This is a genomic window from Phaeobacter sp. CECT 5382, assembly GCF_001457775.1.
Classification (GTDB): domain Bacteria; phylum Pseudomonadota; class Alphaproteobacteria; order Rhodobacterales; family Rhodobacteraceae; genus Pseudophaeobacter.
Genome location: NZ_CYSG01000004.1, coordinates 54,086 through 67,883, shown reverse-complemented (window position 1 = coordinate 67,883; position 13,798 = coordinate 54,086). Strand labels below are relative to the sequence as shown.

The following is a 13,798-nucleotide window of genomic DNA, read 5'->3' as shown; positions in this document are numbered from 1 at the left end:
CTGCGCAACAAAGCCGCCTCATACTTGGTCAGGGTCTGCTGAGGACGCACAGCGCCCTCAGCAGGGTCTCGTCAAACACCGAACCTATTGCCCTTTGGGGCAACGGGGCGGGTGGGTGGGCGTTGTCCCAAAGGGCAATCAGAACGCAGCCTCGACATCGCCCATGCGCACATAGACCGATTTCACTTGACTGAAGTTCTTGATCGCCTCTTTCGAGTTCTCACGCCCTACCCCAGAGGCTTTCACCCCGCCAAACGGCGCCTCGACGGGGGCGTCATTGTAGGAGTTGATAAAGCAGCTGCCTGCTTCCAGGTTTCCGATCACCCGATGTGCACGGGTGAAGTCCTTGGTGAAGACCCCTGCTGACAAACCGAATTCGGTATCATTGGCACGTGCCACAACTTCTTCTTCGGTGTCGAAATCCAGAACCGACATGACCGGGCCAAAGATCTCTTCGCGCGCGATGGTCATGTCGTCCGTCACATCAGCAAAGACGGTGGGTTCAATGAACCAGCCGGACTGATCGGCACGATTGCCGCCACAGATCAGACGTGCACCTTCCGCCTTGCCCTTTTCAATGTAGCCCAGCACGATGTTCATCTGGTTTTTGGTGACCATAGGGCCAAAGCTGGTGGCCTCATCCATCGGGTCGCCCATCACGGCATTGCCGACCCGTTCAGCCAGACGGGCCAGGAATTTCTCCTTGATGCCTTTCTGGACAAACACCCGCGTGCCGTTGGAGCAGACCTGGCCAGACGAGTAGAAGTTGCCGTTTATGGCGCCCCCCACGGCATTGTCGATATCGGCGTCATCAAAGACGATCATGGGTGATTTGCCGCCTAGCTCCATGGTGACATGCTTCATACCCTCAGCGGCGGCGGCGTAGACCTTTTTACCGGTTGGTACCGATCCTGTGAGCGAAACCTTGTCGACGCGCGGATCTGTAACCAGTGCGCCACCAACTTCGCCCATGCCCTGCACAACGTTGAAAACCCCGGCAGGCAGGCCTGCTTCATGCAGGATTTCGGCCACCTTCAGCGCACAAAGCGGCGTGGTTTCCGACGGTTTGAACACCATGGAGTTGCCACAGGCCAGTGCAGGTGCGCCCTTCCAGCAGGCGATCTGGGTCGGGTAGTTCCAGGCGCCGATGCCAACGCAGACGCCAAGGGCTTCGCGCACGGTATAGACCCAGTCTTCACCCAAGGGGATATGTTCACCGGTCAGGCTGCCGGCCAGGCCGCCGAAGTATTCAAGTGCGTCGGCACCGGATGTGGCATCCGCCACCAGCGTTTCCTGCAGTGGTTTGCCGGTGTCATATGTTTCCAAAACCGAAAGGTCGTGGTTGCGCTCGCGCATGATATCAGCGGCGCGACGCAGGATGCGGCCGCGCTCGGTCCCTGTCATCTTGGCCCAGGCACTTTGCGCCGCTTTTGCACTGGCAAGTGCCTGCTCGACGATGGCCGGGGTTGCCGCATAGACTTTTGTGATCTCTTCACCGGTGGCGGCATAGATCACCGGGATCGGCGTGCCGCTGGTGTCTTCGACGTAGGCGCCGTTGATGAAATGGCTGGCGGTGGGTTTTGCTGGATGGGTCATGTCGGGCTCTTTGTTTTAGGTCACGAAGAAGGAGAGGTTCGAAAGGCGGGGACTGAAGTGCGCAGACAGAGATCAGCGAGCGGCGTCCTGCTCGACCGACCACAGGTCAGGATCAGGTTTAAACGCTCTGTCATCTCAAGGCTCTCTCAATCAGCAAAAGGCCGCCCCCCGAAATCTCGGGGGGCGGGAAAGTCATAGGGTTAGTGAACGGAATCGATCCGGTGGAAATCGAGGGTGTTTTCCTCGGGCGAGGATGAAATCGCCATCACTTCGCTGCGCTTTGCGACCACGATATAGGTGAGGCAAGCGATATAGATGCCAATCACCACGGTGCCGATCCACTGGATCTGCAGCCACTGGCTTTCAAAGGCCAGCGTCAGGCCAAACAGCACCACAGCATTGCCAAGCACATAGGGAATGGTCCCAAAGCGTTTGGCAGACAGGTTCAGGTTGTCGGTATAAAGGCGGATCAGCGAGTCAAACGAGTTGATCACGAAGATAATGCCCACAATCACCATCGACACATTGATCAGCAGCGTCGTCTCAATGCTGTTCAGGTGATAGTAATACAGAACCGAGAACCAGATCCCCAGCGGGATCGACGGGAACACCAGCAGCGCGGCCAGCACCTGCCAAGTTTTCAAACCTCCGACAAAGCGCGAGGTGAATTGACCAATCATGATCGACCAGGCGAACCACCAGAACAGGTAGAATTCGTGGTAGTCGGTCAGCGGCAGGATGAACTTGTGGATATTGGCAAAATAGCCACCAATATCGCCTGCAGTACTCGCAAGTTCTCCCAGCCCCATACCTGCATAGGCCCACATGCCCAGGATCAGGGCGAGGAACAGCGCTGTTGATCCAACGGACAGGATTCGTACGTATTTGATGTCGGTCGAAGAGAACGCCGCAAACAGGATAACCAGGAAGGTGATGACATAGAATGCCGGGATCACCGTCTCGCCGTCGCCCATGAAGGTGGCATAATATGGCAGATAAACAAGAAACAACGCACCGGTAAAGGCACAGGTGCCGATGATGACGATGTTGTTGATCCATTTGACCAGTGGAATTTCAAAGAACTTCACCCGGGGTTCGATCACACAGAAGTAGAATGTGGTCAGGAAATAGAAGCCCCAAATCAGAAAGCCCCAGAACCCGAATTCAAGCGCCAGCGGGTTGGTGAACCCGTAGGCAGGCTCGGTCGCCACATCCGCATAAAGCGGGAAATCCCAGGCCAGCGGAAACATGATCAGTCCCACATCCAGGCCAGAGGTGAAGAGAATTGCGATGAAGGTGAACAGATGCACCGGCGTCACGCCGACGTTGCTCACGTTCCACCACTTGATGGTGCAGAAGATTACCAGCGCAAACGCCAGCAAAACACCTGCAGAAATGATGAGTGTCATATGTCCCTCCCATGACGGGCTGTCGTCGCCCTAGAACATGGGAGAGATTTTTAACATGGAAATCAAATTGACCAAACACAATTCTGAACAGCCATTCAAGTTTCCGCGTGACAATAACAACAGTTGAAACCTGAACGCAGCTGGCGCAAAACTGCATCATGGGAAGAAAACGTATTAGAGACATTCGCAACGAAGAACTGATCGAAGCCACCATCGTGGCGGTGCATGAACGCGGCTACTCTGTTGTTACAATGGCGGAAATTGCACGCGAAGCCGGAGCGTCAGCGGCCTCGATCAACTATTACTTCGGATCCAAGGAAGGGTTGATGGAGGCCACAATGCGGCATTTGCTGCGAAAGTTGCGCCACGCCATGATTGAAGGTTACGCAAAGGCAGACACGCCAAAGGAGCGGCTTTATGCGGTGATGGATGCCAATTTTTCCGATGCACTTTTCACCGTGCCTCAGTGCAGCATCTGGATGCAGTTCTGGGCCAACGCGCCGTATTCCCCGCGATTGTCACGTCTGCATCGAATCAATCGCAGCCGCGTCAGCAGCCATGTACGCGCCGAATTGACCAATCTGCTGCCCGCAGACCGTGTCGAGACAGCCCGCCGGGCCCTGCAGTGCTATATGGATGGTGTCTGGCTTCAGGCGGCGCAATCGGACGACAGGCTCAACCCCGAAACGGCACGAAATGATGCCCATCGCGTGGTCGATCTCACCCTCTCATGACGGCAGCTGAACCTGGGCATCGCGCTGGTTCGAGTGTTCACTGATCGGCCCCATGCGCCCGGCGGCAAGGTCCCGCATCGAAGCGGTGCTTCGGCATGGAAACCCCGGGGAGGCCAGAGTCGTCCCTAGGGGCCCAGTTTGCGGTAGCGCAATTCAGTGCCCCTGGGGAGGTAATTCAGGACCAGATCATTGTCAGTCAGTTCCTTGACGACATAACAAAGACCGGTTCCTCCCTGGCTGTCCCACGTATAAAGATATGGCCCTTCGGAGTCGAATTCGCCGCAGTAGCGCATCACCGACAGATATTCCATGGAGGTAAGCGAGCCATCGTAGCTGTTCTGGCGGCCACTACCAAAAACCTTGAATTGGTCATTGGCATCCTTCACCGAATACCAATTGCCCTGCAGGCGTTTCAGGATCAGGTCCTCTGCATTGGCCGGGCGGGTTTCCAGATGGCGCAGCACCACATCTACCGTGGTATCGAACCGCCCGGCCCAGTCCCCTTCCAGCCGGACGGGGTCTCCGGGGGCCAGCAGATCAATGACCTCGAAAATCTCTTCCGAGGTCCGACCATCCTCCAAAACATTAAATTTCCGACCACCCCCGACAAAGAAACAAGTCCGTTTGGCGCGCTGGAACAATGAGGTGCAGCCATGGAAAATAGCCTCACCACGATAAGGAATACCCCAAACACCCTCGGCGGGCTGGGCCGTTTCGCTCTCGGCGCCTTTGCTGGATAACGTTGAATGCTCGCCGACCAGCTGCGTATAACCCGCAGCCCCTTTGCCGACATCAATCTTTGCAAAATAGGATCTGTCATAGCCGCGCTGCTCACAACCACCGTCGCCTCGGATCGTAAAGACGTCGGCTTGGGTGCAGAACGAGACCCGATCATGATCAAATTTCCAGCCATCGCCTTGAGCGAGGTAGTAATAAAAGCGGAACTTGAGCGGGCCAAGGATCGGACTGACGCAGGCCTCTGGTTCCAGCTGCCACCAGCCTTCTGAAACCCAGCCCCCGTCAAGTTTGTAGCCAATCGCAACGGACTGCGAGTCATACGTGTCATTGCAGATTTCCAAGTCTGCCCAAGCCGGATTGACCAGCCACAGCATCCAAAAAGCCAAAGCAAATCCACACCTGGCACCCTGCCTTTCCATATTCGAAACCCCTGCACCCTCGCCAAAGCATGGTCCTACACTTGGATTGTAACACAAATACGAAAACTACACTTTTGTTGCAGTATCAGGGGGGGTTATCGCCCGCCGCTTCAGCACCGCCTCACGCCAGGTTATGAAACTGATCGCCGCCAAAATCAGACCGCCACCTAAGACGACCCAGATATCTACCGGTTCAGCAAAAACCAAAGCTCCGAGCAATGTCGCCCAAATCAGTTGAAGAAAGGTAACTGGCTGGGTCACCGTCACCGGGGCTGCGGCAAAGGCCAAAGTCATGGTAAAGTGGCCGGCGGTGGCAAAACAGGCGACCGCAAAAAGTATCGCCAGCTCCTCAAAACTGGGGGTCACCCAAACAGCCAAGGCAAAAGGCGCCAGACCCAGCGTGACCCAGATCGACAGCATGGCGACCACAACCGTCGGATTGGTGCCATCGACAGTGAATTTTGCCAACAGATAAGAGGCCCCAAAAGCCAGGGCCGTGAACAGCATGGCAATATGCCCCGGAGAGATTTCACGAAATCCCGGCCGCAGGATGATCACCGCTCCGACCAGAGCCACCGCAACCGCTGCCAGCCGCCGCGTTGCCAGCTTTTCGCCCAGAAACAGGGCAGCCCCCAGTGTGACATAGACGGGCGAGAGATAATTCATCGCCGTCACCTCGGCCAAGGGGATCTGCGTCATGGCAAAGAACCACAGGATCACACCGCCACTGTGCACAACGCCCCGTCCTGCGAACAGCAGCCACAACCGCGGTGTCAGCTGCACCCGGCGCAGCGCTCCCGCCATTGGGATCAGGAAAACCAACCCCAGAAGATAGCGTAAAAAGGCAGATTGCGCAGGTGGGATTCGATGACCAAGAAACTTCACCAAGGCGGTCACGGCGACAAAGCACAGTCCCGTCACCAGCATCCAGAATGCTCCTCGAAGAGGATTGTCCTGGCGGGGTTGCATATCTGTCATCGCGCTCATGGCAAGAACAGAACACCCAAAGCAAGGTCGGCACAACCCTTCACAAGACAATTACCTCATTTGAGGGAAAGCTCTACTTAAGACAATGACCGGACTGCGGCATGCTCGCCCTCTCAAAGCAGCACGAGCTTTGCTGCAATCGCCCACATGGTGAGACCAACAATGACATCCAGCACCTGCCAAGCCCGGGGGCGGGCAAATACCGGCGCCAGAAGGCTGGCGCCATAGCCCAGCGAAAAAAAGAAGGTGAAGCTGGCAATCACCGCCCCGATCCCAAAGACCAAAGGATCCGGATCCTGCGAGGAAATCGATCCCAATAGAACGACCGTATCCAGATAGACATGCGGGTTGAGCCAGGTGAGCGCCAGAACCGTGGCCAGCACCGGCCACAGCGCGCGCTCTGCGGTCTCGCCCTCCTCGCTGAGCAGCGCTTCGCCACCTTTCCAGGCCGCAATCAGGCTGCGGGTCCCGTACCAGAGCAAAAAGGCTGCACCGCCAAAGCGCATCACAGGCTCAAACCAGGGCAGTTGCACCGCCAGTGTACCAAAGCCGAGCACCCCCGCCGCGATCAGCAGTGCATCAGAGGCCGCGCAGGTCAGCACAATGGGCAACACATGCTGACGCCGCAGCCCCTGACGCAAAACAAAAGCGTTCTGCGCGCCGATAGCCAGGATAAGGCTAAAGCCGAGGACAAATCCGGAGAGAAGACTTGGGTGCATAGTGCGCCATCCTTAGGTTCTACGCAGACCAGGGCCATGCAATGAGTTACTGGCTTTGACTAGCCCCCCGCACAAGTGTAGTAAATTTAATTATGATAACCTTGATTAAGTATGGCTAATGAAATTTGATCCGAACCATCTGGCCGCACTGGCTGCGGTGCTGCGCCTTGGCTCCTTTGAGGCCGCGGCTCATAACCTGTCAGTAACCCCCTCTGCGGTGTCCCAGCGTATCAAGGCGCTGGAAGAGCGCGTGGGCACAGCCCTGATAAAACGCGCCCTGCCCTGTCGTGGCACTGATGCCGGGCTGCGTCTGGCCAAACACGCGGAAGATATCGCCCTGCTCGAGGGGCTGGTTTCCAAGGAGCTGATGCTTGATGGCGACGTCAGCTCATCGCCACATCTGCGCACGGCCATCAATGCTGACAGCCTAGCCACCTGGTTTATCCCGGCGATGGCGGCCACGCCGGACCTGTTGTTTGACCTTGTCATCGACGATCAGGACCACAGCGCCGACTGGCTGAAGCGCGGCGAGGTCTCTGCAGCCGTCACCGCCCATGACAAACCCAGCCCCGGCTGCGACGCCTACCCGTTGGGGGCGATGCGCTATATTGCGACCGCCAGCCCGGCCTATATGGCGCGGAATTTTGCGCAGGGACCAACGCGAGAAACCCTGGCCCAGGCCCCCTGTCTCACCTTCAATGCCAAGGACGCATTGCAGCAACGCTGGCTGGAACAGAATTTTGGCAAAGGACTCAGCCCGCCTGCGCATTTCCTGCCATCGACCCAGGGCTTTGCAGATGCCGCCTGTGCCGGGCTGGGCTGGGGCATGAACCCTGTTGGTCTGGTTGCACCGGCGCTTGCCTCGGGTGACTTGGTGCCACTTTTGCCGGATGCAGCACTCGACATCGCGCTGACCTGGCAGGTGAGCCGCGTTATGGCCCCGGCGCTGGTGCCCCTGACCAAGGCAGTGCTAAGCTCAGCACGGGATCACCTGATCCAGCCGCCCTCGTGAAACCCGACGCTTCCGCCAGAGCCCGTGCCTTTGGTGACAAATCAAATGACTAGGACGATACTGCATGTTTGCCAAATCCGCCCTCGCCTACGCGCCTTTACCGCTGCCTGACCGCACTGACTATGCGCCCGCAGAAATGCAGTCACATGCGGATGAGTTTCTCGCCCATATGCAGCGTCGCCACACCGTGCGCGATTTCACCGACCAACCCGTGGCGCGCAGTGTGATCGAAAGCTGCATCCGGTGCGCAGGCTCAGCGCCCTCCGGGGCTAACCACCAGCCTTGGCATTTCGTCGCCATCGCCAATCCGGCGCTGAAACAACAGATCCGCGCCGAGGCGGAAGAGGAAGAACGCCGGTTCTATGCCGGGGGCGCCGGGGATGAATGGATAAAGGCGCTGGAGCCGATTGGCACCAATGAGGACAAGCCGCACCTGACAACCGCGCCCTGGCTGATTGTGGTCTTTGCCCAGCGCTGGGGAGAGTTCGACGATGGCAGCCGCTATAAGAACTATTACGTCCCCGAAAGCGTCAATATCGCCACCGGCTTCCTTCTCGCGGCGCTTCATACGGCGGGGCTTTGCAGCCTGACACATACGCCCAACCCGATGAAGTTTCTCAATACCGCATTGGGGCGACCAGCGTCGGAAAAGCCCACAATGATCATTGCAGTCGGCCATCCCGCTGCAGAGGCCAAGGTGCCCAGTGTTGCAAAGCTGAAAAAACCGCTGGAAGAGATCTCGACGGTGTTTGAATGACCGCATTACAAGCATTTCTTTCCGCATGAGCCGGGCTGCGCAGTCTTTGACAGGCAGTCTGGTCTGGCATCTGATAGTGCCACGTGGAGGTGCCCTGCTGATCTGGTGGGGGCTGAACCAACTGGTGCAACTGCCACCTGCCCTGCTTTGGGGCCTGATCGCTGTTGATGCGCTTTTGCTGCTTTGGGCTGCACGGGCACATCTGCGCAGCGCGGATGCCCATATGCGCGGCTCCGGTGCCATGGCACCTGTCTGGGGCGGCTATTTGGTGTTGCTGTTTTTCATTCTCGCCTCTGTGGTTTTGTGGTGGCAAGCGATCCTGATCGCCCACCGACCAGCAGAAGGCCTTAGCTATGCCGAACAGCGCAACCTGGCGCGTGCAGCCCAGTATTCCCTGACCCTGTCAGAGGATGAAACCAGCCTGCACTTTGACGGCACGGTGACTTTTGGGCTGACCAAGCGACTAAAAGCGCTGCTAGAGCAACACCCTGAGCTGCAAAAACTGCAGCTAAGTAGCCCCGGTGGCCTGATCTATGAGGCGCGTGGCGCTGCAAGCCTGCTGCAGGCGCATAACATCGAAACCGAAGCACTGGGACTTTGTGCCTCGGCCTGCACCCTGATCTTTGTCGCCGGAGAGAGCCGCAGATTGGCGGCTGGGGCCAGGCTTGGATTTCACGGCTACGCGCTTGAACATTTTGGCAGCCTGCCGCAGATCGACCTTGCAAAGGAGCAGGCCAAAGACCGCGCATCTCTGCTGCGACAGGGGATCTCTGCCGATTTTATTGACCGGATCTTTGCCACAGCGCCCAGCGATCTTTGGCAGCCATCTAAGAAGCGTTTGGCCGCAGCCGGTGTTCTGGCCCCAAAGCCATAATTTGAAATCAAAAAACCCCCGAGGACCTCGGGGGCTTTTTGTCTTCTTTCAAATTGAGGTGGCGTCTCAGAGCTGCGCCATCACTTCGTCGGAGGCTTCAAAATTGGTGGTGACACGCTGGACGTCATCATCATCTTCCAGCGCATCCACCAGCTTCATCAGCTTTTGCATGCCTTCAAGATCCATCTCTGTCGTGGTGGTCGGCTTCCAAACCAGTTTGGTCGACTCAGACTCACCCAGCTCCGCTTCCAGAGCGTTTGACACATCATTCAGGTCGCTGTCGGCGCAATAGATGGTATGGCCATCTTCAGAGGATTCCACATCCTCGGCGCCGGCTTCGATGGCGGCCATCATCACGGTATCGGCGTCGCCGACCTCTGCCTTGTAGGTCACTTCGCCCTTGCGGTCGAACATGAACCCAACCGACCCTGTCTCGCCGAGGTTGCCGCCGTTCTTGGAGAAGGTCGAGCGCACGGTGGAGGCAGTGCGGTTTTTATTGTCGGTCATCGCTTCGACAATGACGGCAACGCCGCTGGGGCCATAGCCCTCGTAGCGGATTTCATCATAGTTTTCAGCGTCACCGCCGATGGCCTTTTTAATGGCGCGGTCGATCACATCCTTGGGCACAGACTGGCTTTTGGCTTCTTTGACGGCCATGCGCAGACGGGGATTTTTATCGACATCCGGGTCGCCCATCTTGGCGGCCACGGTGATCTCCTTGGCCAGTTTGGAAAACAGTTTTGACCGCACAGCGTCCTGACGACCTTTGCGATGCTGGATGTTTGCCCATTTTGAATGGCCTGCCATGGTAGATCCTTTGTAACGTGCATGCATTAATTGGCGCTCATATAGCCTCCTCGGGCACCTGCTTTCAAGCACTCCTGTCCCACTGCGCCTGCAAGCCTGCCCCTACGGGGTCCTCAATGGCCGCTTGTCCCTGCCGTGCCAGGCGCTAAAGTGGCGCCATGACATTTGAACAGACCGCGCTTTTCGCCATTTTCGCCGCCGTTTTCGCCCTCCTGCTGTGGGGGCGCTACCGCTATGATATTGTCGCCTTTTCCGCCCTGATGGTCGCCGTGGTCATGGGCTTGATCCCGACCAAAGACGCCTTTGCCGGATTTGGCCACCCAGCGACGCTGGTGGTGGCACTGGTGCTGATAGTTTCGGCCGGGCTAGTGCGTTCCGGCGCGGTGTTTCTGATCACCCGGACATTGGTGGACAGCTCGCGTTCATTGGGCGGCCATATCGCCTTGATGGGCGGCATTGGTGCGGTGCTTTCGGCGTTCATGAACAATGTCGCAGCACTGGCTCTGCTGATGCCTGTCGACATACAGACGGCGCGCAAAGCAGGGCGTGCGCCCGGGCTCAGTCTGATGCCACTGTCTTTTGCCACCATTCTGGGCGGCATGGCGACGCTGATCGGCACCCCGCCCAATATCATCATCGCCTCGATCAGACAGGAAACCTTGGGGGAGCCGTTTGGCATGTTCGATTTCGCCCCCGTTGGTGGTATTGCCGCCATCGCAGGGTTGATCTTTGTGGCGCTGGTAGGCTGGCGCCTGATCCCACAGCGCGACACCGGTGCAGGCAATTCCGAAGCCCAGCTGGCGGACTACATCGCCGAACTCACTGTGCCAGAAGGATCAGAGCTGATCGGTAAACGATTGGGCGCCTTCGACAAAGAGGCCGAACAGGCTGATATTGCCATTCTGGGGCTGATCCGCGATGGCAAACGCCGCTATGGCCGTGCTGCCGGCTCCCTGCTGAAGGCAGGCGATGCGCTGGTGATCGAAGCCACCCCTGAAGCCCTGGATGAATTCCGCACCGCTCTGAAGCTGGATTTTGCCGACGCCGCGCGCCAGGAAAAGCTGACAGCCGCAGGCGAAGGTCTTGAGCTGATCGAGGTGGTGGTGCCGGAAACCGCCCGCATCAATGGTCGCTCGGCGCAATCCTTGGGGCTGGCCTGGCGACAAAACACCGTTTTGCTGGGTTTGTCCCGCCAGGGGCGGCGCATGACAGACCATATCCGCCAGAGCGAAATCGAGGCCGGAGATATCCTGTTGCTGCTCTGCCCGCGCGACCACGGTGCCGATGTCACCGAATGGCTGGGCTGTCTGCCGCTGGCAGAACGCGGCCTTGCCGTTACTGCCAATGACAAGACCTGGGCCGCGATCGGGTTGTTCGCCTTGGCCGTATTGGCCGCCTCTCTGGGGCTTATCTATCTGCCGGTGGCGCTGGGACTGGTGGTGGTTGCCTATGTGTTGACCAAAATCCTGCCAGTCGCAGAAATCTATGACCACGTGGAATGGCCGGTGGTGGTGCTTTTGGGGTCGATGATCCCGCTGGGGGCTGCGCTGGATGCTTCGGGCGGCACGGCGTTGATTGCCACCGCCCTGATCGACCTTACGCAGGGGTTGCCCTCTTGGATGGTTCTCACAGTGCTGATGGTGGTGACGATGACGCTGTCGGATGTATTGAACAACACTGCCACTGCCATTGTCGCCGCCCCGGTCGGCATTCAGATGGCCAATACGCTTGGAGTGTCCCCGGACCCATTTCTGATGGCAGTGGCCGTTGCGGCCTCGGCGGCCTTCCTGACCCCAATTGGCCACAAGAACAACACGCTGGTACTTGGCCCCGGTGGCTATCACTTTGGCGATTATTGGCGGATTGGCCTGCCGCTGGAAATTCTGGTCATTGCGGTCTCGATCCCCTCGATCCTGTTGTTCTGGCCACTGTGAGCGCCCCTTCCGCCTGATGGCAGCACTGATGACCTGACGGCAGTGTGCTATCGGGGAGCGAAAGAATTGCCCCAAAGCACAACCTGCGCATAGGCTGTAGCTCACAGCAGGATTTGGAGGCACAAATGGCGGACGGTTCGCAAAACAGCGCAGATGTGATCATTGTCGGGGCCGGGCTCGCCGGCTTGACCGCCGCCTGCGAGCTTGGTGATCGCGGCAAGCAGGTTATCCTGCTGGATCAGGAACCCGAACAGTTTTTAGGCGGCCAAGCCCACTGGAGCCTTGGCGGCCTGTTCATGATTGACACACCCGAGCAACGGCGCATGGGGGTGACCGATTGCCATGATCTGGCCCGACGCGATTGGGAAGGCAGTGCCCAGTTTGATCGCGACGAGGACCACTGGCCCCGGCAATGGGCCCGCGCCTATCTTGATTTTGCTGCCGGAGAAATGCGGCCCTGGCTGCATGACATGGGGATGCGCTGGTTCCCGGTGGTAGGCTGGGCCGAACGCGGTGGCAGCACCGCCGAAGGCCACGGCAATTCCGTCCCGCGCTTTCACGTCACCTGGGGCACTGGTCCCGGTGTCGTTGCCCCTTTTGCCCGCCGCCTGCAGGCCCATATCAGTGCCGGGCGGGTCAAAACCCGGTTCCGTCATCAGGTCAGCCATATCATTATTCAGGCCGGTGAAGTCAAAGGTGTTTCCGGCGAAGTGCTGGCTGCGGATAGCGCGCCGCAGGGCGCACAGACCAACAGACAGGAGATCGGCGAATTCGAAGTCTACGCGCCCTCGGTGATCATCGCCTCTGGCGGCATCGGTGGCAATCTGGATCTGGTGCGCAAGAACTGGCCGCGCGACCGTCTGGGCGAGCCACCCGAAAACATGGTTGCGGGTGTGCCCTTCCATGTGGATGGGCGGATGATCCCTATCGCAGAAGCCGCAGGTGGCCATGTGATCAATGGCGACCGCATGTGGCATTATACAGAAGGGCTGCGCAATTGGGATCCGATCTGGCCCAACCACGGTATTCGCATCCTGCCAGGCCCTTCGTCGATGTGGTTCGACGCCCTGGGCGACCGGCTGCAGGCCCCCTGCCTGCCAGGGTTCGACACGCTGGCAACCCTGAAAGAGATCCTGAAAACCGGACATGACTACAGCTGGTTTGTGCTCAGCCAGAAGATCATCGAAAAAGAGTTTGCCCTGTCAGGATCGGAACAGAACCCCGATCTGACCTCTGGCAAATGGATGGAGGTGATCCGGTCCCGCCTGCTGTCACGCGGTGGTGCCCCGGCCCCGGTCGAAGCTTTCAAAAAGCATGGCGCCGATTTTGTTGTAGCTGAGACCCTGTCCGAGCTGGTCTCGGGCATGAACCGAATTGGCAAGGTGCCCCTAGATGAGACGCATCTGCGAAGCCAGATCGAGGCCCGCGATGCCCAGATGGACAATCCCTTTTCCAAAGACGCACAGGTCATCGCCATCAATGCCGCCCGCAATTATCGCGGCGACCGGCTGATCCGCACCGCCAAACCACATCGTATTCTGGACCGCAAAAACGGCCCGTTAATTGCGGTGCGCCTGAACATTCTGACACGCAAGACGCTGGGCGGCTTGCAGACCAATCTCGACAGTCAGATGGTTGGAGCAGATGGCGCAGCGGTTCCAGGCCTGTTTGCGATTGGCGAAGCTGCGGGGTTTGGCGGTGGCGGCTATCATGGCTACAATGCGCTGGAGGGTAGTTTTCTTGGCGGCTGCATATTCTCAGGCCGTCAGGCCGGACGATCAGATATCATCGCCTGAAAGTGAGGGCGTAGTT

General features: G+C 58.3%; 12 protein-coding genes. 6 read left to right on the top strand and 6 right to left on the bottom strand.

Annotated features, from left to right (window positions below; translation table 11 throughout):
- Positions 1-138: 138 nt before the first annotated feature.
- Positions 139-1,596, bottom strand: coding sequence for a betaine-aldehyde dehydrogenase (gene betB / locus PH5382_RS05705; protein ID WP_058333402.1), 1,458 nt, complete (start codon positions 1,594-1,596; stop codon positions 139-141).
- Between the two features lie 200 nt (positions 1,597-1,796).
- On the bottom strand, positions 1,797-3,005 hold the full coding sequence (locus tag PH5382_RS05700) for a BCCT family transporter (RefSeq protein ID WP_058333401.1): 1,209 nt from the start codon (positions 3,003-3,005) through the stop codon (positions 1,797-1,799).
- Positions 3,006-3,163: 158 nt separating this feature from the next.
- On the opposite strand from PH5382_RS05700, the gene betI reads away from it, so the two are divergent.
- A complete protein-coding gene (gene betI / locus PH5382_RS05695) occupies positions 3,164-3,739 on the top strand; it encodes a choline-binding transcriptional repressor BetI (RefSeq protein ID WP_058333400.1) in 576 nt (191 codons plus the stop codon).
- 125 nt (positions 3,740-3,864) lie between these two features.
- Here the strand turns inward: betI and PH5382_RS05690 are convergent, their stop codons facing one another.
- The 3 genes from PH5382_RS05690 to PH5382_RS05680 form a co-directional block, all read right to left on the bottom strand.
- Positions 3,865-4,851, bottom strand: a complete 987-nt coding sequence (locus PH5382_RS05690) for a DUF1036 domain-containing protein (protein WP_197410001.1) — start codon at positions 4,849-4,851, stop codon at positions 3,865-3,867.
- 111 nt (positions 4,852-4,962) lie between these two features.
- Positions 4,963-5,883 carry a DMT family transporter gene (locus PH5382_RS05685; RefSeq protein ID WP_255354092.1) on the bottom strand — a complete coding sequence of 307 codons (921 nt, stop codon included), beginning with the start codon at positions 5,881-5,883 and terminating at the stop codon, positions 4,963-4,965.
- Between the two features lie 113 nt (positions 5,884-5,996).
- Entirely contained in the window at positions 5,997-6,602 is a 606-nt protein-coding gene (locus tag PH5382_RS05680; protein ID WP_058333397.1) for a LysE/ArgO family amino acid transporter, read from the bottom strand.
- A gap of 118 nt (positions 6,603-6,720) precedes the next feature.
- Between PH5382_RS05680 and PH5382_RS05675 the strand changes: the two genes are divergently transcribed.
- The 3 genes from PH5382_RS05675 (at position 6,721) to PH5382_RS05665 (ending at position 9,245) form a co-directional block, all read left to right on the top strand.
- On the top strand, positions 6,721-7,614 hold the full coding sequence (locus tag PH5382_RS05675; RefSeq protein WP_058333396.1) for a LysR family transcriptional regulator ArgP: 894 nt from the start codon (positions 6,721-6,723) through the stop codon (positions 7,612-7,614).
- 64 nt (positions 7,615-7,678) lie between these two features.
- On the top strand, positions 7,679-8,371 hold the full coding sequence (locus tag PH5382_RS05670; RefSeq protein WP_058333395.1) for a nitroreductase family protein: 693 nt from the start codon (positions 7,679-7,681) through the stop codon (positions 8,369-8,371).
- Positions 8,372-8,396: 25 nt separating this feature from the next.
- Entirely contained in the window at positions 8,397-9,245 is an 849-nt protein-coding gene (locus PH5382_RS05665) for a COG3904 family protein (protein WP_058333394.1), read from the top strand.
- 66 nt (positions 9,246-9,311) lie between these two features.
- Here the strand turns inward: PH5382_RS05665 and PH5382_RS05660 are convergent, their stop codons facing one another.
- Positions 9,312-10,052, bottom strand: coding sequence for a YebC/PmpR family DNA-binding transcriptional regulator (locus tag PH5382_RS05660; protein ID WP_058333629.1), 741 nt, complete (start codon positions 10,050-10,052; stop codon positions 9,312-9,314).
- Between the two features lie 158 nt (positions 10,053-10,210).
- Here PH5382_RS05660 and PH5382_RS05655 point away from each other — a divergent pair, with 158 nt between their 5' ends.
- A complete protein-coding gene (locus tag PH5382_RS05655) occupies positions 10,211-11,986 on the top strand; it encodes an SLC13 family permease (protein WP_058333393.1) in 1,776 nt (591 codons plus the stop codon).
- 125 nt (positions 11,987-12,111) lie between these two features.
- The gene (locus PH5382_RS05650; protein WP_058333392.1) at positions 12,112-13,782 is read left to right on the top strand and encodes an FAD-binding dehydrogenase; all 1,671 of its coding nucleotides are present in this window, start codon (positions 12,112-12,114) and stop codon (positions 13,780-13,782) included.
- Positions 13,783-13,798: the final 16 nt, after the last annotated feature.